The sequence below is a fragment of the Pseudomonas sp. PDM20 genome (genome assembly GCF_014852575.3).
GTDB lineage: Bacteria > Pseudomonadota > Gammaproteobacteria > Pseudomonadales > Pseudomonadaceae > Pseudomonas.
In genome coordinates this window covers 486887-508014 of sequence record NZ_CM181224.1, presented here as the reverse complement: position 1 = coordinate 508014, position 21128 = coordinate 486887, and the positions used below count along the sequence as shown (strand labels likewise).

Below are 21128 nucleotides of genomic sequence, written 5' to 3'. Positions count from 1 at the left end.
CGGAAGGGTCCATCATGCCCCGCGCCGCGTCAATCGAGGATCAGGAGCAGCTCGGCTTGCCGGCGACGAAGCGCTCGCCCGGGTCCACCGCGACGTGGAATTTGCGCAGGCCCTTGGTGCCCATCAGGAACGGGTAGTTGAAGTGGCTGCGATCGGTGAGGTTGACCTCGATGGTGCGCTGGTCGCCGCCCAGGCACACCGGCAGCTCGATCACCGGGCGCTGGCTGAGGCCGGGGCTGGCCTCTTCCTCTTCGTCCTCGCCGGCGGATTCGGTGCGGTTCTTGATCTTCGAGATGCGCGAGAGCTTGTGCTCGTACACCGAGTCGCCGCCGTCCTTGGTGGCCAGCTTGAAGCGCACCCAGTCCTCGCCGTCGCGCTGGAAGATCTGGATGTCCTTGGCCGACAGCGACGAGGTGTAGGCGCCGGTGTCCATCTTGGCCTGCAGGGTCTGGTCGAGTTCGGGCAGGCTGACCCATTCGTAGCGGCCGTAGAGCTTGGTCTCGGCGGCCAGGGCGAGGCCGGGCAGTGCGATGCCGGCCACAGAGAGAAGCGAAAGCAGAGCGAGGGCGCGTTTCACGCGAAATCTCCGGGGTGGATTACGTCGCATAGGACTAGCACGGCAGCCATTGGTTCGCCATACCCGCGCCGCTTGGGCCGGGACAATTGTCTGCGTATCATGGCCGCGCCACCGTCGCACAAGGAATGGACCCCATGCCGGCAGTCAAAGGCGTCATCGCCAGCCTCCTGCTGTTGCTCAATACCCTGATCCTGATCGGGCCGATGATGCTGATCGCGCTGCTCAAGCTGGTCATCCCCGGCCAGGCCGCGAAGGACGCCTGCTCACGCGGGGTGATGTGGATCGCCGAGACCTGGGCGGAGATCGACAAGGCCATCTTCGCCCTGATGACCCCGACCGTGTGGGACATCCGCGGCGCCGCCCAACTGCGCGGCGACACCTCCTACCTGGTGATCAGCAACCACCAGTCCTGGGTCGACATTCCGGCGCTGGTGCAGGCGTTCAACCGCAAGACGCCCTACTTCAAGTTCTTCCTGAAGAAGGAGCTGATCTGGGTGCCCTTCCTCGGCCTGGCCTTCTGGGCGCTCGACTATCCCTTCATGAAGCGTTACAGCAAGTCCTTCCTGGAGAAGCACCCGGAGCTCAAGGGCAAGGACCTGGAGATCACCAGGGCGGCCTGCGAGAAGTTCAAGCGCATGCCGGTGACCGTGGTGAACTACCTCGAAGGCACGCGCTTCACCCCGGCCAAGCAGGCCCAGCAGCAGTCGCCCTACCAGAACCTGCTCAAACCCAAGGCCGGCGGCGTGGCCTTCGTCCTGGCGGCACTGGGTGAGCAGCTCGATACCCTGCTGGACGTCACCCTGGTCTATCCGAAGGGCCCGCGACCGGGCTTCTGGGACCTGCTGTGCGGACGCGTGCCGCGCGTCATCGTCGATATCCAGGCGCGCGAGATCGACCCCGCGCTCTGGCAGGGCGATTACGAGAACGACCCGGAATTCCGCCAGTACGTGCAACACTGGGTGTCGCAGTTGTGGGAGCAGAAGGATGCGCGCATCGAGCAACTGCGCCAGGAGTTCTGACGCTCCCTACGCGCCTCGTCCGGCGACCGGCGCAGCCGGCGTCAGCGGGGCCGCCGGCGTCCCCCAGAGTCCGCCGAGCGTCCCCAGCAACTGGCTGCTCAGGCCCTGCTCGGTGAAGTAGTCGAGGATCACCCCGGCGAAGCGGCCGATCATCGACTGGTCCATGCCCAGTACGCCGAAGATCTGGTCGACGTCCTGCAGGTTGTTGATCCCGCCAAGCAGCGCCGCGGCGTTGCCCAGTCCACCGAAACCGCCCAGCGCCCCGCCCAGATCACCCAGCGAGCTGTTGCCGGCGAGCTGGTCGAGGTTCGGCAGGGATTTCTGCAGTTGCGCCGTGTCGGTTTCCTTCAGGCTGTTCATTGCCATCGCCAGCATGGCGCCGGTGCCGCCGATAGCCTGCTGCTCGCTGACACCCAGCTGCCTGGTGAGGTTGCCCAGCAGCGCACTGGCGGCCGGCGGCACGCTCTGCGCCTGCGTGGTGGGCTCGCTGGTGTCGGTGAAGGTGGCGGCGAACACGGGGGAAACGGCCAGGCAGGCGGCCAGGAAGACGACGGAACGGGTGGGCATCGACGGCTCCGGAAAACGGATGTCCGGCCCCAGGGCGGGGCCGGATCGTCGATAGGACCGGGGCGCGGCGCGGCGGTTCCGCGCCGGCTGGCGGATATCAGGCGCCGGTGCCCCAGAGGCTGCCCAGGGTGCCGAGCAGGTTGCTGTTCAGGCCCTGCTTGCCGAGGTAATCCAGCAGCACGCTGGAGAATTTGCCGGTCATCTCCTGGTCCATGCCCAGCGCGCCGAAGGCCTTGCTCACGTCGCCCATGCTGCTGACGTTGCCCAGCAGGCCGTTGGAAGCGCCGCCACCCAGGTCGCCAAGCTGGCCACCGAGGCCGCCCAGCGCATTGCTGCCGGTGAGCTTGTCGAGGCCGGGAACGGTCTTCGCCAGCTGCGAGTAATCGGCGGTGCTCAGTTTGTTCTTCGCCAGGCCCAGCAGCGCGCCGGTACCGCCGAGCGCCTGTTCGTCGCTGACGCCGAGCTGGCCGGTCAGGGCGCCGAGCAGGCCGCTGGTCTGCGGCGTGGATGCCACGCGCGAGGTGTCGGCGCCGGTCGCGCCGGACACCGCCTTGGCGGCATCGCCCAGGTTGAAGGCGAACGCGGAGGAAGTCGCCAGCAGGGCGGCCAGTGCTAGGGTGACACGGGGTTTGACGGACATCGCTGTCTCCTGGGGGTTCCGGACGCCATATCGACCGGGAGGCAGGGCCATTGTTCCGCCCTGGAAGGCGCAGCGGAGGAAAAACGCGCTCCGTTCACAGGGACATAAATGTCCGGCGTCGTGGGGCCGCGCCGGGGAACTCCCGGCCTGCCGGCAATGAAAGGTCATTCGTCCAATCACTCCGGCTGGCGACGAGGGAGAATCGTCTCGCCACTGCCGCGGCGATTTTCCCCGCGATCGGCAAAGATTCCCTAAGCTAGAGCCATCCCCGCCCGACGGACCGACCATGAGCGAACCCTTCATCCTCACGCCCCGCGTGGCCCGCCTGCTGCCCTGGCTGGTGGCCATCGCCTTCTTCATGCAGGCCCTGGACGGCACCATCCTCAACACCGCGCTGCCGAGCATGGCCCGCTCGCTGGAAGAAGACCCGCTGCGCATGCAGGGCGTGGTGATCGCCTACCTGCTCACGGTGGCGCTGCTGATTCCCTCCTCCGGCTGGATTTCCGACCGCTTCGGCACCCGCCGGGTATTCCTCTTTGCGATCTTCCTGTTCAGCCTCGGCTCGCTGCTCTGCGCGCTCTCGCCCAGCCTCGGCGCCCTGGTCGGCGCCCGCGTGGTGCAAGGCATCGGCGGCGCGCTGATGATGCCGGTGGGGCGCCTGGTGATCCTGCGCGTGTACCCGCGCACGGAGCTGGTGCGCATCCTCAGCTTCGTCACCATCCCCGGCCTGCTCGGTCCACTGGCCGGACCGACCCTGGGTGGCTGGCTGGTGGAGTACGCCAGCTGGCACTGGATCTTCCTGATCAACCTGCCGGTGGGGCTGGTCGGCTTCATCGTCGCCCTGCGCCTGATGCCGGACCTGCGCGGCGTGCGCGCGACGCGTTTCGACTCGATCGGCTTCCTGCTGTTCGGCGGCGCCATGGTACTGATCACCATCGCCCTGGAGGGGCTGGGCGAGCTGCACATGCCCCATGTGCGCGTGGTCCTGCTGCTGGTGGGCGGGCTGGTGCTGCTGGCGGCTTACTGGCTGCGCGCGCTGCGCATCGAAGCGCCACTGTTCCCGCCCTCGCTGTTCGCCACGCGGACCTTCGCTGTGGGCGTCCTGGGCAATCTGTTCGCCCGACTGGGCAGCGGCTCCCTGCCCTTCCTCACGCCACTGCTGCTGCAGATCGGCCTGGGCTTCTCGCCGTCGCGGGCGGGCATGACCATGATCCCGATGGCGCTGGCGGCCATGGTCATCAAATCGCTGGCGCGACCACTGCTGGACCTGTTCGGCTACCGCAAGCTGCTGGTCGGCAACACGCTGTTGCTGGGCGCGATGATCGCCAGCCTCGGCCTGGTGGACCAGAACACTCCCTACGCGCTGCTGCTGGTGCAACTGGCAGTCCTGGGCGGGATCAACTCGCTGCAGTTCACCGCGATGAACACCCTCTCGCTGATCGACCTGCGCGATGACAACGCCAGCGCCGGCAACAGCCTGCTCTCGGTGGTCATGCAGCTGTCCATCGGCATGGGCATCGCCTGCGCGGCGGCGCTGCTGGGCGGCTTCAACGGCGATCAGGAAAGTGCGCAGGGCGACGTGCTGTCAGCCTTCCACGCGACCTACTTCAGCGTCGGCATCCTCTCGATGCTGGCGGCGGCGATCTTCTTCCAGCTCAATGCCGACGACGGTCGCACCACGCCACGCCGGGTCGAGCCGGAACATGGCGTCGACGAACACTGATCAGGGCTTGCAGGTGGGCGCGACGGTCTGGGTCTTCGAGGCGTCCACCGCGCCCAGGTGTTCCAGGGTACGGCGGCCGAGCAGCACCGGGTAGTCCAGGGTCTGGCGGTCACGCAGGGTGAACTGCTCGCGGTAGACCTTGCCACCCAGGCACACGTCCATCAGCACCACCGGGCTGCGCTCGACGCCGCTCTCGTTCTTGAACTTGAGCACGCGCTCGACGCGCCGCTCGAAGGGCAGGCGCTGCTCCTTGCCGGTGGCCGGGTCGGTGAGCATCACGTCGTACTGCACCCAGCGCTCGCCGTTCTTCTTGATCCGGACGATGTTGCGCGCATCCATCACCGAAGTCTGCGCGCCGGTGTCCAGCTTGGCCTTGAGCGGCGCCTGCTCGGGCATCAGCATGAGCGTTTCCACCCAGCCCCAGGTAGCGGGCTGCGCGGGGGCGTCGGCGGCAAGGACACTGCCCGGAATGAGCAGGCCGGCGAGCAGCAGGCGGAAGGTGAATGGCATGGATGGCGGCTCCGGAAAGGCTATGGCGGCACTATAGGCAATAAAAAACCCCGGATGTTTCCACCCGGGGTTTCTTGGCTGACGCCAGGAAGCGTTTAGGCTACCTGTACGCGCTCGGCCTGCATGCCTTTCTGGCCCTGCACGACTTCGAAGGTGACTTTCTGGCCTTCGGCCAGAGTCTTGAAGCCGTTACCTTCGATAGCGCGGAAGTGTACGAACACGTCCGGGCCGCTTTCCGGGGTAATGAAGCCGTAGCCTTTGGTCTCGTTGAACCACTTGACGGTGCCGTTCTGACGATTCGACATGGTGTTCTCCTTGGAACGTATTTTTAAAATTAGCCACGAATGGCCAGGAACTGAGTTGCAAGGAGTTACAAGGAGTCGAGCAGGACGGGGTGGAATAACCGACCGCATCAGGTCACGATCGACGGCGACCCATGCAAACACAGTCCGGAAACTCTACGACAAAAATCTGCGGAAAGCGAATCTCTTGAAAAAACCGCGGATCAGCACCTGGAGAAAATCGGACGAGTGGCCTCAAACCCTTGCCATATCAGCTTCTCAGCCCTCCTGAGGGTGCTCTCCTGCTACACTGCGCGGCCATATGGATTCACCCGGGCTCCCTTCGTGACCACCTCTGCATTTTCCAGCCTCGCGCTGTCGGCCGACCTGCTGGCCAACCTCGACTCTCTCGGCTATCGCGAGATGACGCCGATCCAGGCCGCCGCCCTGCCGGCGGTCCTCAAGGGCCGCGACCTGATCGCCCAGGCCAAGACCGGCAGCGGCAAGACCGCCGCCTTCGGCATCGGTCTGCTCAGCCCGCTGAATCCGCGCTACTTCGGCTGCCAGGCACTGGTGCTGTGTCCGACCCGCGAGCTGGCCGACCAGGTGGCCAAGGAAATCCGCCGCCTGGCCCGCGCCGCCGACAACATCAAGGTACTGACCCTGTGCGGCGGCACGCCTTTCGGCCCGCAGATCGGCTCGCTGGAGCACGGCGCCCACGTGGTGGTCGGCACGCCCGGCCGCATCCAGGAACACCTGCGCCGCGGCACCCTGAAGCTCGATGGCCTGAACACCCTGGTACTCGACGAAGCCGACCGCATGCTCGACATGGGCTTCTACGACAGCATCGCCGACATCATCGGCCAGGCGCCGGCGCGCCGGCAGACCCTGCTGTTCTCTGCCACCTACCCCGAGGGTATCGACCAGCTGGCGGCGAAGTTCCTGAAGAATCCCGAGCGCGTGGAAGTGGAAGCCCTGCACGACGACAGCCAGATCGAGCAGCACTTCTACGAGATCGATCCCAAGCAGCGCCTCGATGCCGTCGTCCGCCTGCTTCAGCATTTCCGCCCGCAGTCCTGCGTCGCGTTCTGCCATACCCGCCAGCAGTGCATGGAAGTGGTCGAGCAGCTCAACGCCCGGAAGATTTCCGCCCTGGCCCTGCACGGCGATCTGGAGCAGCGCGAGCGCGACCAGGTGCTGACCATGTTCGCCAACCGCAGCTGCAGCGTGCTGGTGGCCACCGACGTGGCCGCGCGCGGGCTGGACATCGCCGCACTGGAAGCGGTGATCAACGTCGAACTGTCGCGCGATGCGCAGATCCACATTCATCGGATCGGTCGCAGCGGACGTGCCGGCGAAAAGGGCCTGGCGCTGTCGCTGGTCACCCCCGCCGAAGCCAACCGCGCGCAGGCCATCGAAGACCTGCAGGGTGCACCGCTGAACTGGGAGCGCATCGACTTCCTCAAGGCCAACGACACCCCGCTGCTGCCGCCGATGACCACCCTGGCCATCGCCGGCGGGCGCAAGGACAAGCTGCGTCCCGGCGACATCCTCGGCGCGCTGACCGGCGACGCGGGGCTCAAGGGCCCCCAGGTCGGCAAGATCGCCATCTTCGACTTCCAGGCCTTTGTTGCCGTGGAACGCGACATCGCCAAGCAGGCGCTGAAGCACTTCAACGAAGGCAAGATCAAGGGCCGCTCGTTCAAGGCGCGCATCCTCTGACTTCGGCATTCATCTGCAGGAGCGCGCCATGCGCGCGATCGCGTGCATGGCCCGCTCCTGCAGGGACCTGCGGTGCAGATTTCCGCACTCGACGTCACCAACACCAAGGTCTGTCGCGCTCGCGATAGCCGCGCCCGGAGCGATCCGCTAGTCTGAGCGGCAGACATCCGGAAGTCCCGCACGCGCATGCTCTCCTCCCCACTGCTCCAGTCTCTGCGGCGCCTCTGGGCGCTGGACAAGTTCGCCTACAGCCTGCGGGTGTTCGTCGCCCTCAGCGGGGTCATGCTCGCGTGCTGGCTGCAGGGTCGGCCGGAGCTGGTGATCCCGCTGTTCCTCGGGGTCATCGCCAGCGCCCTGGCGGAAACCGACGACCACTGGCTGGGCCGCCTGCAGGCGTTGCTGGTGACCCTCGCGTGCTTCACCATCGCCTCGCTGGCGGTGGAACTGCTGTTCCCCTACCCGCCGCTGTTCGTCGCCGGGCTCGCGCTCTCGACCTTCGCCATGACCCTGCTCGGCGCCCTCGGCGAGCGCTATGCGGCGATCGCCTCGGCGACCCTGATCCTGTCGATCTATACCATGATCGGCGTCGACCAGCGCGGCGGCACGCCCACCGACTTCTGGCACGAACCACTGCTGCTGGTGGCCGGCGCGCTCTGGTACGGCTTGCTCTCGGTGCTGTGGAACGCACTGTTCGCCAACCAGCCGGTGCAACAGAGCCTGGCCAGACTGTTCCTCGAACTGGGCGAGTACCTGAAGATCAAGTCGACCCTGCTGGAGCCGCTGCGCCAGCTTGACGTCGAAGCCCAGCGCCTGGCGCTGGCGCGGCAGAACGGGCGGGTCGTGGTGGCGCTCAACCAGGCCAAGGAAACCATCCTCGCGCGCCTGTCCCACGGCAGGCCGAGCCCGAAGATCAGCCGTTACCTGAAGCTCTACTTCATCGCCCAGGACGTCCACGAGCGCGCCAGCTCCTCGCACTACCCATACAACCAGTTGGCCGAAGCCTTCTTCCACAGCGACGTGCTGTTCCGCTGCCAGCGCCTGCTCAACCAGCAGGGCAAGGCGTGCAAGGCCCTGGCGAAGGCGATCCAGCTGCGCCACCCGTTCGACTACAACGACAGCGAACTGGCCCTGGCCGACCTCAACGCCTCGCTGGAGTACCTGCGCCAGCAGGGCAACCCGGCCTGGCGCGGACTGCTGCGCTCGCTCGGCGCGCTGGCGGCCAACCTCACCACCCTGGACCGCAAGCTCAGCGGCGCGAGCAATCCGGACATGCTCGACGACGAGCAGGACAGCACACTGCTGGACCGCTCCCCCCGCTCATTCAAGGACGCGCTGGAGCGCATCCGCCTGCAGGTCTCGCCGACCTCACTGCTGTTCCGCCACGCCCTGCGCCTGTCGCTGGCACTGGCCGCCGGCTACGGCATGCTGCACCTGATCCACCCGACCCAGGGCTACTGGATCATGCTCACCACGGTATTCGTCTGCCAGCCGAACTACGGCGCCACGCGCATCCGCATGGTGCAGCGGATCCTCGGCACACTGGTCGGCCTGGTGGCGGGCTGGGCACTGATCGACCTGTTCCCCAACCCGCTGATCCAGTCGCTGCTGGCAGTGGTTGCCGGGGTCGCCTTCTTCGCCACGCGGAGCACGCGCTACACCCTGGCGACGGCGGCGATCACCCTGCTGGTGCTGTTCTGCTTCAACCAGGTGGGCGACGGCTACGGGCTGATCCTGCCGCGCCTGTTCGATACCCTGCTCGGCGCGCTGATCGCCGGCATTGCGGTATTCCTGGTGCTGCCCGACTGGCACGGGCGCAGCCTGCACCGGCTGGTCGGCGGCACCCTGGCGTGCAACAGCCGCTACCTGCGGGAAATCATGCAGCAGTACGCCAACGGCAAGCGCGACGACCTCGCCTACCGCACCGCACGGCGCAACGCGCACAACGCCGATGCGACGCTCTCCACCACACTGTCGAACATGCTGCTGGAGCCCGGTCACTTCCGTAAGGACGCGGAGATCGGCTTCCGCTTCCTGGTGCTCTCCCACACCCTGCTCAGTTACCTCTCCGCCCTCGGCGCGCACCGCAACCAGCTGCCGCCGGACGTCAACGACGACCTCATCGCCGAGGCCGCCGAACGCCTGACCAGCAGCCTCGACGACATCGCCGCGCGCCTCAACGAACGACGCGCGGTGGAAATCTACAGCGACGAGGAAGACGCGCTGGCCAAGCGTCTGGAAGAACTGCCCGAGGAACAGGACGACGCCCACCGGCTGGTGCAGACCCAGCTGGCACTCATTTGCCGACAGCTCACGCCGCTGCGCACCCTGGCGGCGCACCTGCTGAAGAAGGACATCGGCGCGGAACAGATCGAGGCCGCCTGACGTCGAAACCTCCAGCTGCGTTGGAGCGGACTCCGTCCGCGAAACCCTTGTAGGGCGGATAACCCGGAACGGGTTATCCGCCAATGGCACCGCGGCGGATAACGCTGGCGCGTTATGCGCCCTACGGTCCAAGGCCGATACGGTGGGGTAGACATTGAATCTCCTGCAAAGAGACGGAAAGCCCTTTACAGCCCGTGCTCGCGCATCAGCTCGTCGTAGCTGCCGTCCTCGTGCATCTCGCGGATCGCCTTGTTGAACGCCGCTATGATTGCCGCGTGGTCGGGCACATGCCGGCCGACCAGAATGTGCAGGCCATTCTCGGTCAGCGGCACCGGCAGGAATTCCAGCTGGCCCTTGAGCTCGGCGAGGTCGCCATTGAAGTGCACGCGCGCGGTGATCTCGTCTTCCAGCGTCAGGTCCACCCGCCCGGCCTGCAGCATCAGCGCCGCGTTGACGAAGCTGAACACTGGCACCCGCTGCAGTTTCGGATCGTTGTTGAACGCCTCGGAATAGGCATACCCGCGCACCATGGCGATGCGGTAGGGGTAGAGATCGGCCAGCCTGGCGAAGGTGATGGGCGAGCCCTGGCGCTTGATCAGGCGTACGCGGTTGACCAGGTAGGGCTCGGAGTACACGGCGAAGGATTCCCGCTCCGGCGAATACCAGGCATCCGCCACCAGGTCGTACTCGCCATTCGCCACGCCATGCAGCACGCGCGGCCAGGGCACTTCGATGTACTCGCTGGCGTACCCGGCGCGCTTGAGGGCAGCCTGCACCAGATGCACCGCCACGCCGTTGCCGGGCAGTTGGCGATCGGCGTAGGGCGGCCAGCGGTCCGCCGCGATGCGCAGCACTTCCCCGGCCCGCGCCGCGCTGGTAACGCACAGGAACAAGAGGATCAGCAGCAGGCGCAACGGCATCGGGCTTGTCGTCCAGAGAGAAGCTTTCAAGACTAGACGCTGCCCACGGCGTCGCGCCAACCTCAGAACAGCATCGCCGCGCGCAGGCTCATCCCGCCGCCGGTTTCCGGCACCACGGTCACGTTGTAGCGCTCGCTTTCCGGGCCTTCGAGGAACAGGTTGTAGGTGAAGTTGGCGAAGAAGTTGCCCACCGCCATCCCCACCAGCACATCGGTGGGATAGTGCTTGTCGCCTTCCACGCGCGACAGCGCGGTCAGCCCGTCAAGGGTGTAGAGGCCGGCCTTGGCGGTGTAGCGCCAGGTCGGGTCCATGTCGATGTAGTCCAGGTTGCGGCGGGTGAAACTGGTGTGCACGGCGGTAACGGCAGTGTGCTTGGACGGGAAGGAGTCGTCGGGAATCCCGTCCGGCCGCTCGCGCCCGGACCATTCCTTGGCTTCCTCGACGAAGCCGGTCACGGCGTAGCGGTCCGCCGCCAGCAGCGTCAGGTTGCGCCCGCGCCAGCTCCACTTCTCCTCGCTGCTCACGTCCTTGGGTGAAGCCACCAGGGCGGTGACGACGCTCAGGCCGGTGGCGAGGTTGAGCATGCGGTCGGCCGCCTGGTTGGCGTCGCCGCCGAAGAACCAGTCGTGGTTGCTCGCCGACTTCTGCCACTGATGGTCCCAGCCACCGGCAGCGATCACCGCCGCGCCGGCCACCGGGGCCCAGACGTCGGCACTGGTGACCGCGCGCTGCGCCGAATCCCCTACCCGATCCCAGCTCATTTGCGGTGCCCCTGCGCAACCGATGAGCGCGGCGCTGGCCGCCAGGGTGGCGACTGCCAGCAAAGTCCGATTCATGATGCTCCCCCATGCGCCCGGCCCGCTCCAGGGCAGCGGACGCGTCAATGCATGAGCGGGGAAGGATAGTCCGGTGCGTTCCGAAGGCCTCTGCCTTCAGTCATTAATCGGTAACTCTTCGTTTCCTTCAGCGGAAAAAGAAAAACCCCGCCGAGGCGGGGTTCTTCAAATCAGACGGAATCAGCCTTTGAAGACGTCTTCCACCGACTGCAGCGGGTAGTGCTTCGGATACGGCAGGGTCGCCACGCCAGTCTCGATGGCAGCCTTGGCCACCGCGTCGGACACGACGGTGATCAGGCGCTTGTCCATCGGCTTCGGAATGATGTACTCGCGGCCGAACTCGATGGCGCTCACGCCGTAGGCGTCGCACACGTCCTTGGGTACCGGCAGCTTGGCCAGGTCACGCAGGGCCAGGGCGGCGGCGATCTTCATTTCTTCGTTGATGCGGGTGGCGCGTACGTCCAGGGCACCGCGGAAGATGAAGGGGAAGCCCAGTACGTTGTTGACCTGGTTCGGGTAGTCCGAACGGCCGGTGGCCATGATCACGTCGTCGCGGGTGGCGTGGGCCAGTTCCGGCTTGATTTCCGGGTCCGGGTTGGAGCAGGCGAAGACGATCGGATTCGGCGCCATGCGCTTGAGATCGTCCGGGCTCAGCAGGTTGGCGCCGGACAGGCCGACGAATACGTCGGCGCCTTCCAGGGCGTCAGCCAGGGTGCGCTTGTCGGTCTCGGTGGCGAACACGGCCTTGTACTGGTTCAGGTCGTTGCGGCCGGCGTGGATCACGCCCTGGCGGTCGATCATGTAGATGTTCTCGACCTTGCCACCCATGCTCACCAGCAGCTTCATGCAGGAGATGGCGGCGGCGCCGGCGCCCAGGCAGACGATCTTCGCGGTCTCCAGCTTCTTGCCGGCGATTTCCAGCGCGTTGAGCATGCCGGCGGCGGTCACGATGGCGGTGCCGTGCTGGTCATCGTGGAATACCGGGATGTCGCACTGCTCGATCAGCGCGCGCTCGATCTCGAAGCACTCGGGTGCCTTGATGTCTTCCAGGTTGATGCCGCCGAAGGTGATGGAGATGCGCTTGACGGTATCGATGAAGGCCTGCGGGCTCTCGGCGTCGACTTCGATGTCGAACACGTCGACACCGGCGAAGCGCTTGAACAGCACGCCCTTGCCTTCCATGACCGGCTTGGAGGCCAGCGGGCCGAGGTTGCCCAGGCCGAGAATGGCGGTGCCGTCGGAAATGACCGCGACCAGGTTGCCCTTGCCGGTGTACTTGAAGGCCAGTTCCGGATCACGCGCGATTTCGCGCACCGGCTCGGCGACGCCCGGGCTGTATGCCAGCGACAGGTCGCGGGCGGTGGCGGTCGGCTTGGTCAGCTCGACGCTCAGTTTACCGGGGCGGGGTTGGGCGTGATATTCGAGGGCAGCGGTCTTGAGATCAGACATTTGGGCACTTCCGCTTTTGTTGCTTGTTGGACAGACGGGGGTCCGAGCATACGCACAAACCCCGCACCTGCCAAGGTAGCCCAAGCCCCTGCTGTCAAGACCTCTAGCGTACGACTTTCAGCCAGTCGCCAGCTTTTGGCTGACCAGTTGGATACAAGTCATTCAATAAACGTATACGATTTATCGAGTCAGATTCCGGACCGGATTCAGCCTTCGCGAACTGCTCGACAGTCTGCCCGGATTTGACCTGAATGACGGCGATCCGGCGCGGTTGTGCGAGTTTCTGCTCGTCGGCGCGCATCGGCCGGAAGCTGCGGATGACCTGCATGAAGTGGTCGTCTTCGCTTTCCAACGAGGCGCGACCTTTGACCACACCGATGAACAGGTAGGCGCGGTCCTTCTGGTAGATCACCGCGGCGCGGCGGGCGGGCGAGCCGGGCACCACGCCGGTGGCGACGTCGAGACCGGCTTGCTGGAAACTTTCTTCGTTCGATAACCGCCCGCCAGCGCCCTTGCGCAGGTATTCCGCCGGGGTCAGCTGGCCTTCGCGGGGCACCAGCTTCATGCCGATGTAGGCCTGCTGGTCAGCGGTGTAGCCCACCAGCGCGGTCGGCTGGTTGAGGATGCCCCAGCCCGACGGGTAGGTCAGGGTGAAGTCCAGCTCCGAGTGGTAGAAGCTCTGCCCACGGCGCACGCCACTGGAAGCGGAATCGCCGAAGGGCATGCCGTCGATGGCCTTCAGGTAGCGCTCGGCGCCGATCTCGTGCTGGCTGTTGGCGGCCAGGGCCTGGGCCGGGCCGAGTACCTGTTTGAGGCGCTGATCATTGTCCGGGTGGGTGTCGAATAACCCGTGGTAGCCGACCGGCTGAGCCGTCTGGCCCTTGCGCGCGGCCTCGTCGCGGGCGAAGTCTTCCTGGTTCTTCAGCACCCGCACCACCTGGATCATGGCGGTGGGGTCATAGCCCGCACGGGCCAGGTACTTGGCACCCAGGCCGTCGGCCTCCAGCTCCATGTCGCGGCCATAACCGCGCACGAAGGCGGTGCCGAGCACGTTGGTCAGGTCCGCCGCCGCGCCGACACCGGTGCCGATGGCCACGGCCTGACCGAGGATGCCCCAGGCGCTGGACTGGCTCTGCTGGCGCACGCTGTGGCGCGCGGTGACGTGGCCGACCTCGTGCCCCAGCACGGCGGCCAGTTCCGCTTCGGAGCCCAGGTACGCCATCAGCCCGCGGTGGATATAGATGTAGCCGCCGGGCAGGGCGAAGGCGTTGATGTCAGGGGTGTCGATGACCGTGAAGTGATATTGCAGGTTGGGCCGGTCGCCAGCGCGGGCGACGCGCTCGCCGACCTGCTGAACGTAGGCCTGCAACTTGCCGTCCTCATAGCGCGGATACTGCTGGGCGATCTGCTGGCTGTACTTCTGCCCCATCTCCAGCTCGCTCTGCTCGCTCATCATCACGAAGTCAGACTTGCCGGTGGCCGGGTTGGTGGCGCAGCCGCCGAGAACGCTCAGCAGCGCCAGCAGGGTCAGAATTCCGAACGAGCGCAAGCTCATGGCAATACCTCCATCATCGCCGGGTCGGTCACAGGCAGCATCCAGCGCGCCTGTCCGGGTTTCACGCCACCACGCTCGGCGCGGTCGATGACCCAGCCGCGCGCCTCCACCTGTCGACCCTTGAGATCGCGCAGGGTTGCATCGTCGAAACGCTTCACGAGTCGCGCCTCGATCCGCAGCACCAGCGGGCCATCGAGATCGATCCACAGCCCGCCGCGATTGCGTTGTACCTGCTCGCCCCGTCCGCGAACCACTGCGAATCCGCTTTCGTGAAGTTGTTCCGCCGTCTGTACCGGAGAGCGCTTCCACAGACCGAGCCCGGCGCTGCGGGCTTGCCGCTCGGCAGCCTGCTGGCAGACGGTGAGGTCAGTGTTGGGGGCGATAGCTACAAGGTAGCCCAGGCCTTCGGCGAGCAGGCGGGATTCGAGGTTGTTGCCGTGGGCGTCATAGGCGTGGGCCAGGGTGCGGCCGTACTTGTCCTTGCCCTGCTGGCCGGCAACCAGGCCGACCTCGCCGTCATTGGCCGCCACCAGTTGCTGCAGACGGCGCTGGGCGGCGACCGCGAAGGCTTCTTCGGAGCGGCCATGATGGGCCAGTTCCGGGGCGTTGACGCCGATCAGGCGGACGCTGCGGCCGTCGGCCAGCTTGAGCGTGTCGCCGTCCACCACCCGCGCCACGCGCACCGTTTCGGCCGACGAAGGCTGCGGGCAGGCAGCGGCGCTGGCATCCAGGGAAAAAAGGACGGCCATAAAAAAGGCGCCCACGAGGGACGCCTTCTTCGAATTACCGTGAAAAACCATCGTCGGCCTTTCCCGGAAATCGATCTTACTTCTTGCCGCCGAACATGGCGAAGCGCTGGTTGAAGCGGTCGATACGGCCGCCGGTGTCCAGAACTTTCTGCTTACCGGTGTAGAAGGGGTGGCACTCGGAGCAGACGTCCAGGTGAATGCCCTTGCACAGGGTGGAACGGGTCTTGATCACGTTGCCACAGCTGCAGGTAGCTTCGATGTCTTCGTACGCGGGATGGATTTCCGGTTTCATGGTCTCTTCCTCTCGGTGGTGTGCCGCCACCCAGTCTCTGGCAGAAGCCGAGCCACGGTCATCGAGGACCGCGGGCGGGATCTTTTACCGGGCACCGCACGGAAATTAAGGGCGTGGATCATACCAGAGAACGCTTTCAACGCAAGATCAGGCATGACCGACCGTCGCATCGCCCATGCTACCATCCGACGCTCCCCGCCGCCCCGGAATCCGTCGCGTGCCGTCACCGTCCATCCTGCGTCTCGCCCTGCCCTCGCCGCTGCGCCGCCTGTTCGACTACCTGCCTCCGCGTGGGGTCGACGTCGCACGCCTGCAGCCCGGCATGCGCCTGCGCGTCCCCTTCGGCCGCCGCGAGATGGTCGGCGTGCTGGTGGACAAGGTGGAAAGCTCCGAGGTCCCGGCAGACAAGCTACGCCCGGCCCTGGCCGTGCTCGACCGCGAACCGCCGATGCCGGCGCACCTGCTGGAGCTGTGCCGCTGGACGGCGCAGTACTACCAGCACAGCCTGGGCGACACCTTTTCCTGGGCGCTGCCCAACCTGCTGCGCCAGGGCGACCCGGCCGAGGCGCGCCAGCAGCGCTTCTGGCACGCCGAACCCGGCGCCCGCGAGGAAGACCCGCGCCTGGCCCGTGCACCGCGCCAGCGCGAGACGCTGAAGATCCTCAAACAGCATCCCCACGGCGTCGCCCACGACCTGCTCAGCCAGTTGCAGATCAACAAGGACAGCCTCGACCTGCTGCAGGAAAAGGGGCTGGTCACGCTGGAGGTGCGCGTCCACAGCGTGCCGCCGCACCACGGCCCGTGGCTGGCGCAAGCGGAACTGCCGCTGAACGCCGAGCAGCGCGCCGCCTTCGAGGCCGTGCGCGCGGGCTTCGGCAGCTTCCACAGCTTCCTGCTGGCGGGCGTCACCGGCAGCGGCAAGACCGAGGTCTACCTGCAGCTGATCCGCGAGACCCTGGAAGCCGGCAAGCAGGCGCTGGTGCTGATCCCCGAGATCAACCTCGGCCCGCAGACCCTTTCGCGCTTCGAGCGCCGCTTCAACGCGCGCATCGCCCTGCTGCACTCCGCGCTGACCGACCGCGAGCGCCTCGACGCCTGGCTCGCCGCCCGCGACGGCGAGGCGGACATCATCATCGGCACCCGCTCGGCGCTGTTCACCCCCATGAAGAATCCGGGGCTGATCATCATCGACGAAGAGCACGACGCTTCCTATAAACAGCAGGAAGGCCTGCGCTACCACGCCCGCGACCTGGCCATGGTGCGTGCGCGGCTGGAGAACGTGCCGATCCTGCTCGGCTCCGCCACCCCCGCGCTGGAGAGCCTGCACAACGCCCAGAGCGGCCGCTACGGCCTGCTGCGCCTGACCCAGCGCGCCGGCGGCGCACACCAGCCGAAGTTCCACCGCCTGGACGTGAAGAGCCTGCCGCTGGATTCGGGCATCTCCATGCCGCTGCAGCGTTCGATCAAGGAGACCCTGGCCGCCGGCCAGCAAGTGCTGGTCTACCTGAACCGCCGCGGCTTCGCCCCGACCCTGCTGTGCCACGACTGCGGGTGGATCAGCCAGTGCCCGCGCTGCGACGCACGGATGACCGTGCACCAGGGCAGCGGCGAGCTGCGCTGCCACCACTGCGACCACCGCGAGCGGCCGCCGCGCAACTGCCCGAAATGTGGCACGGTAGACCTGCGCCCGGTCGGCGCCGGCACCGAGCGCGCCGAGGAACGCCTGCGCATCCTCTTCCCGGATTACCCGGTGCTGCGCATCGACCGCGACAGCACCTCGCGCAAGAACGCCATGCGCGACCTGTTCGCCACTATCAATAAAGGTGAGCCGTGCATCCTGGTGGGCACGCAGATGCTCGCCAAGGGGCACCACTTCCCGCGCGTCACCCTGGTGGCGATCCTCGATGCCGACGGCGGGCTGTTCTCCGCCGACTTCCGCGCCAGCGAACGCATGGCCCAGCAGATCGTCCAGGTCGCCGGCCGCGCCGGGCGCGCCGAGGAACCAGGCCGTGTGCTGATCCAGACCCACCTGGCCGACCACCCATTGCTGGTGCAGCTCACCGAGCAAGGCTACTTCGCCTTCGCCGACCAGGCCCTCACCGAGCGCCGCTCCGCCGGCCTGCCGCCCTTCTCGCACCTCGCCCTGCTGCGTGCCGAGGCGCACAAGCCGGGGCAGGCCGAAGGCTTCCTCGACGAAGCCTGTGCCGAGGCCGAACGCCTACAGGCGACCCTCGGCCACGACGTCGACCTCCTCGGCCCGGTGCCAGCGCCCATGGAGCGCCGCGCCGGCCGCTACCGCGCGCAGCTGCTGCTGATGAGTACCGCCCGCGCGCCCCTGCACCGCCTGCTCACGCCCTGGCTGCAAACACTCGAAGGCATGCCCAGCGGACGCCAGGTGCGCTGGTCGCTGGACGTGGACCCGATTGACCTGTTCTGACAGATGCGCCGCACGGATAAAACCCTCCGGGCTTGCGCATCCGTCCTACATTGACTTCCATCAGCCGCGACGGATGGCACAGCGGCGAGACTGATCAAGGAGCGCTCCGCGGTTGGCAAGCCATGCCCGGCCACGGATAATGCGCGGTTCTGAGCCCGATAACCGGTCGCGCGCGCCGGATGCACGCGAGCACGGAGAAAACCATGAAAGACACGATTCGCCACCTGATCCAGCAAGCCCTTGTCAGCCTCACCGAAGACGGCACGCTGCCGGCCGGCCTGACGCCCGACATCCAGGTGGAGAACACCAAGGACCGAACCCACGGTGACTTCGCCAGCAACATCGCCATGATGCTGGCCAAGCCGGCCGGCATGAAGCCGCGCGACCTCGCGACCAAGCTGGTCGCCGCGCTGCCGCAGAGCCCGGAAGTGGCCAAGGTCGAGATCGCCGGCCCCGGCTTCCTGAACTTCTTCCAGGACCAGGCCTGGCTCGCCGCCAGCCTCGACAAGGCCCTGGCCGACGGCCACATCGGCGTACGCAAGGCCGGTGCGGCCCAGCGCGTGGTGGTGGACCTGTCCTCGCCGAACCTGGCGAAGGAGATGCACGTCGGCCACCTGCGCTCGACCATCATCGGCGACGCCGTCAGCCGCGTGCTGGAGTTCCTCGGCGACACCGTGATCCGCCAGAACCACGTGGGCGACTGGGGCACCCAGTTCGGCATGCTGCTGGCCTACCTGGAAGAACAACCGGTGGATGCCCAGGCCGAACTGCACGACCTGGAAGTCTTCTACCGCGCCGCCAAGAAGCGCTTCGACGAGTCCGCCGAGTTCGCCGACCGCGCCCGCGAGCTGGTGGTGAAACTGCAGGCCAACGATCCCAAGTGCATCGCCCTGTGGACCCGTTTCAACGACATCTCCCTGTCGCACTGCCAGAAGGTCTACGACCTGCTGGGTGTGAAGCTGACCATGGCCGACGTGAAGGGCGAGAGCGCCTACAACGACGACCTCGCGCAGGTGGTGGCCGACCTCACCGCCAAGGGCCTGCTGGTCGAGAGCGACGGTGCGCTGTGCGTGTTCCTCGATGAATTCAAGAACGCCGAAGGCGAGCCGCTGCCGGTGATCGTGCAGAAGGCCGGCGGTGGCTACCTCTACGCCACTACCGACCTCGCCGCCATGCGCTACCGCCACAAGGTGCTGCACGCCGACCGCGTGCTGTACTTCGTCGACCAGCGCCAGGCCCTGCACTTCCAGCAGGTGTTCGAAGTCGCCCGCCGCGCCGGTTTCGTCCCGGCCAGCATGGAACTGGAGCACATGGGCTTCGGCACCATGAACGGCGCCGACGGCAAGCCGTTCAAGACCCGCGATGGCGGCACCGTGAAGCTGATCGACCTGCTGATCGAGGCCGAAGAGCGCGCCTACACCCTGGTGAAAGGCAAGAACCCGGACTTCAGCGAGCAGGACCTGCGCCAGATCGCCCACGCCGTCGGCATTGGCGCGGTGAAGTACGCCGACCTGTCCAAGCACCGCACCAGCGACTACAGCTTCAACTTCGACCTGATGCTGAGCTTCGAGGGCAACACCGCGCCGTACCTGCTGTATGCGTACACCCGCGTGGCGAGCATCTTCCGCAAGCTGGGCAAGACCTATGACGAAGTGGGCGGCAGCATCCACCTGCAGCAACCCCAGGAAATTGCCCTGGCCGCGCAGCTGGCGCAGTTCACCGACCTGCTCAACAACGTCGCCGTGAAGGGTGTCCCGCACATCCTCTGCGCCTACCTGTACGAGCTGGCCGGCCTGTTCTCCAGCTTCTACGAGCACTGCCCGATCCTCACCGCCGAGGACCCGGCGCAACAGGAAAGCCGCCTGCGCCTTGCCGCGCTGACCGGCCGCACCCTCAAGCAGGGCCTGGAGCTGCTGGGCCTGGAAACCCTGGAGCGCATGTAAGCACCCATGGCGAAGAAGAAACCCGCTCCCAAGCGCGGCGCCAGCCGCTACCAGGCCCCGGCCAAGAAGACGTCGGTCCCCGGCTGGGTCTGGCTGGTCGCAGGCCTCGCCATCGGCGGCTTCATCATGTTCCTGATGAAGCTGGAGCCGGGTCGCAACGACGTCAAACGCGAGAAAGCGGAGGCGCCCAAGACCGTGGTCGGCTCCAACAAGCCTTCCGGCACCGTGCAGCCGCAGCAACCGGCCGCACCGACCGGGGTGAAGCCCAAGTACGACTTCTACACCCTGCTGCCGGGCTCGGAAGTCGCCGTGCCGCCCGAAGCCGTGCCGCCGCCGGCCAAGCCGCAGCAACCGGCAACCGTGGTCGCGACCAAGGAAGAAGCCGAGAAGATCGACACCCAGCGCGCCCTGGCGGCGCTGAGTGGGCAGAATCCGCCGCCGCCCGCGGTGGTCAAGCCGGCAACGCCCGCCACGCCGCCCACGACCCAGGTCGCCAGTGCGCAGAAGCAGGCGCTGCCGCAGGCCCCGGCCAGCGACACCGCGCCAGCCAAGCCGACGCCGCCGCCGGCGGTGGCCGCAACCCAGTACTACCTGCAGGCCGGCTCGTTCCGCAAACAGACCGACGCCGACCACCTGCGCGCGCAGATCATCATGATGGGCCAGAACGCCCGCGTGGAGTCCGGCACCGTCCGCGACGAAACCTGGTACCGCGTCATGGTCGGCCCCTACGGCGACCGCGCCAAGGCCTCCGCGGCGCAGAAACAACTCGCCGGCAACGGTTTCAGCAACCTGCTGTTACAGCAGCGTCAGACCCGCTGAGCCCCGGCCATTCCAAGGCTTGCGCCGACGGGTGGCGCGCGAAATGCGCGCTACTCGTCCGGCGCAGGACTTGAACCCCGCCTTCCTAGTCCCCATCTGACTCTGCATTCGGGCACATCGCCCCGCTAGTGTGGAGTAAGACCCTTGACCACCATCGTATCTGTCCGCCGCAATGGCAAAGTCGTCATGGGCGGCGACGGCCAGGTTTCCCTGGGCAACACCGTGATGAAAGGCAACGCGAAGAAAGTCCGTCGCCTGTACCACGGTGAAGTACTGGCCGGCTTCGCCGGCGCCACCGCCGATGCCTTCACCCTCTTCGAACGCTTCGAGCAGCAGCTGGAAAAACACCAGGGCCACCTGGTGCGCGCCGCTGTCGAGCTGGCCAAGGACTGGCGTACCGACCGTTCCCTGAGCCGTCTGGAAGCCATGCTGGCGGTCGCCAACAAGGACGCCTCGCTGATCATCACCGGCAACGGTGACGTGGTCGAACCCGAGCACGGCCTGATCGCCATGGGCTCGGGCGGCGGCTTCGCCCAGGCGGCGGCCCTGGCCCTGCTGCAGAAAGGCAGCGACGACATGAGCGCCCGCGAGATCGCCGAGACCGCACTGAACATCGCCGGCTCCATCTGCGTGTTCACCAACCAGAACCTGACCCTTGAGGAGCTCGACAGCGCCGTCTGAGCGCTGTCGTTCCGGAGTAGCACGTC

The 21128-nt window shown here is 66.7% G+C and carries 19 protein-coding genes; 8 read left to right on the top strand and 11 right to left on the bottom strand.

Annotated elements, in window-relative coordinates; all coding sequences use genetic code 11:
* Nucleotides 1–40: 40 nt before the first annotated feature.
* The gene (gene rloA2, locus IB261_RS02445; protein ID WP_081519648.1) at nt 41–577 is read right to left on the bottom strand and encodes a retropepsin-like aspartic peptidase RloA2; all 537 of its coding nucleotides are present in this window, start codon (nt 575–577) and stop codon (nt 41–43) included.
* A 134-nt stretch (nt 578–711) separates the two neighbouring features.
* On the opposite strand from rloA2, the gene yihG reads away from it, so the two are divergent.
* Nucleotides 712–1596 (top strand): 1-acylglycerol-3-phosphate O-acyltransferase, YihG family, encoded by an 885-nt coding sequence (yihG, locus tag IB261_RS02440; protein ID WP_192383319.1) that lies wholly within the window; start codon nt 712–714, stop codon nt 1594–1596.
* Between the two features lie 6 nt (nt 1597–1602).
* On the opposite strand, the gene IB261_RS02435 is transcribed toward yihG, so the two are convergent.
* Nucleotides 1603–2163, bottom strand: coding sequence for a DUF2780 domain-containing protein (locus IB261_RS02435; RefSeq protein ID WP_192383320.1), 561 nt, complete (start codon nt 2161–2163; stop codon nt 1603–1605).
* Between the two features lie 97 nt (nt 2164–2260).
* A complete protein-coding gene (locus tag IB261_RS02430; RefSeq protein WP_192383321.1) occupies nt 2261–2803 on the bottom strand; it encodes a DUF2780 domain-containing protein in 543 nt (180 codons plus the stop codon).
* A gap of 286 nt (nt 2804–3089) precedes the next feature.
* Between IB261_RS02430 and mdtD the strand changes: the two genes are divergently transcribed.
* Nucleotides 3090–4526, top strand: a complete 1437-nt coding sequence (mdtD, locus tag IB261_RS02425) for a multidrug transporter subunit MdtD (RefSeq protein ID WP_081519644.1) — start codon at nt 3090–3092, stop codon at nt 4524–4526.
* On the opposite strand, the gene rloA3 is transcribed toward mdtD, so the two are convergent.
* Nucleotides 4527–5036: a retropepsin-like aspartic peptidase RloA3 gene (gene rloA3, locus IB261_RS02420; protein WP_151189080.1), complete on the bottom strand. Its 510-nt coding sequence runs from the start codon at nt 5034–5036 to the stop codon at nt 4527–4529.
* A gap of 95 nt (nt 5037–5131) precedes the next feature.
* A complete protein-coding gene (locus tag IB261_RS02415) occupies nt 5132–5341 on the bottom strand; it encodes a cold-shock protein (protein ID WP_081519642.1) in 210 nt (69 codons plus the stop codon).
* 321 nt (nt 5342–5662) lie between these two features.
* Here IB261_RS02415 and dbpA point away from each other — a divergent pair, with 321 nt between their 5' ends.
* Both dbpA and yccS read left to right on the top strand, forming a co-directional pair.
* On the top strand, nt 5663–7039 hold the full coding sequence (gene dbpA, locus IB261_RS02410; RefSeq protein WP_192383322.1) for an ATP-dependent RNA helicase DbpA: 1377 nt from the start codon (nt 5663–5665) through the stop codon (nt 7037–7039).
* A 186-nt stretch (nt 7040–7225) separates the two neighbouring features.
* The gene (gene yccS, locus IB261_RS02405) at nt 7226–9421 is read left to right on the top strand and encodes a YccS family putative transporter (protein ID WP_081519640.1); all 2196 of its coding nucleotides are present in this window, start codon (nt 7226–7228) and stop codon (nt 9419–9421) included.
* A gap of 185 nt (nt 9422–9606) precedes the next feature.
* Here the strand turns inward: yccS and IB261_RS02400 are convergent, their stop codons facing one another.
* From IB261_RS02400 to rpmE, 6 genes are all read right to left on the bottom strand, one after another.
* Nucleotides 9607–10341 carry a substrate-binding periplasmic protein gene (locus tag IB261_RS02400; protein ID WP_151189078.1) on the bottom strand — a complete coding sequence of 245 codons (735 nt, stop codon included), beginning with the start codon at nt 10339–10341 and terminating at the stop codon, nt 9607–9609.
* Between the two features lie 62 nt (nt 10342–10403).
* Nucleotides 10404–11177, bottom strand: a complete 774-nt coding sequence (locus IB261_RS02395) for a phosphatase PAP2 family protein (protein WP_167523250.1) — start codon at nt 11175–11177, stop codon at nt 10404–10406.
* A gap of 180 nt (nt 11178–11357) precedes the next feature.
* Complete coding sequence (locus tag IB261_RS02390; protein ID WP_045212856.1) at nt 11358–12626, bottom strand: malic enzyme-like NAD(P)-binding protein; 1269 nt, start codon at nt 12624–12626, stop codon at nt 11358–11360.
* A 103-nt stretch (nt 12627–12729) separates the two neighbouring features.
* The gene (locus tag IB261_RS02385; protein ID WP_192383323.1) at nt 12730–14181 is read right to left on the bottom strand and encodes a M48 family metalloprotease; all 1452 of its coding nucleotides are present in this window, start codon (nt 14179–14181) and stop codon (nt 12730–12732) included.
* A complete protein-coding gene (locus IB261_RS02380) occupies nt 14178–14930 on the bottom strand; it encodes a thermonuclease family protein (RefSeq protein ID WP_225606153.1) in 753 nt (250 codons plus the stop codon). Before IB261_RS02380 ends, IB261_RS02385 begins: the two co-directional genes overlap by 4 nt.
* 76 nt (nt 14931–15006) lie before the next feature.
* Nucleotides 15007–15222 (bottom strand): 50S ribosomal protein L31, encoded by a 216-nt coding sequence (rpmE, locus tag IB261_RS02375; RefSeq protein WP_024766509.1) that lies wholly within the window; start codon nt 15220–15222, stop codon nt 15007–15009.
* Between the two features lie 217 nt (nt 15223–15439).
* Here rpmE and IB261_RS02370 point away from each other — a divergent pair, with 217 nt between their 5' ends.
* The 4 genes from IB261_RS02370 (at nt 15440) to hslV (ending at nt 21102) form a co-directional block, all read left to right on the top strand.
* Nucleotides 15440–17659: a primosomal protein N' gene (locus IB261_RS02370; RefSeq protein WP_494515522.1), complete on the top strand. Its 2220-nt coding sequence runs from the start codon at nt 15440–15442 to the stop codon at nt 17657–17659.
* Between the two features lie 203 nt (nt 17660–17862).
* A complete protein-coding gene (gene argS / locus IB261_RS02365; RefSeq protein ID WP_081519635.1) occupies nt 17863–19602 on the top strand; it encodes an arginine--tRNA ligase in 1740 nt (579 codons plus the stop codon).
* 6 nt (nt 19603–19608) lie between these two features.
* Nucleotides 19609–20421, top strand: coding sequence for an SPOR domain-containing protein (locus IB261_RS02360; protein ID WP_192383326.1), 813 nt, complete (start codon nt 19609–19611; stop codon nt 20419–20421).
* Between the two features lie 144 nt (nt 20422–20565).
* The gene (gene hslV / locus IB261_RS02355; RefSeq protein WP_017520170.1) at nt 20566–21102 is read left to right on the top strand and encodes an ATP-dependent protease subunit HslV; all 537 of its coding nucleotides are present in this window, start codon (nt 20566–20568) and stop codon (nt 21100–21102) included.
* Nucleotides 21103–21128: the final 26 nt, after the last annotated feature.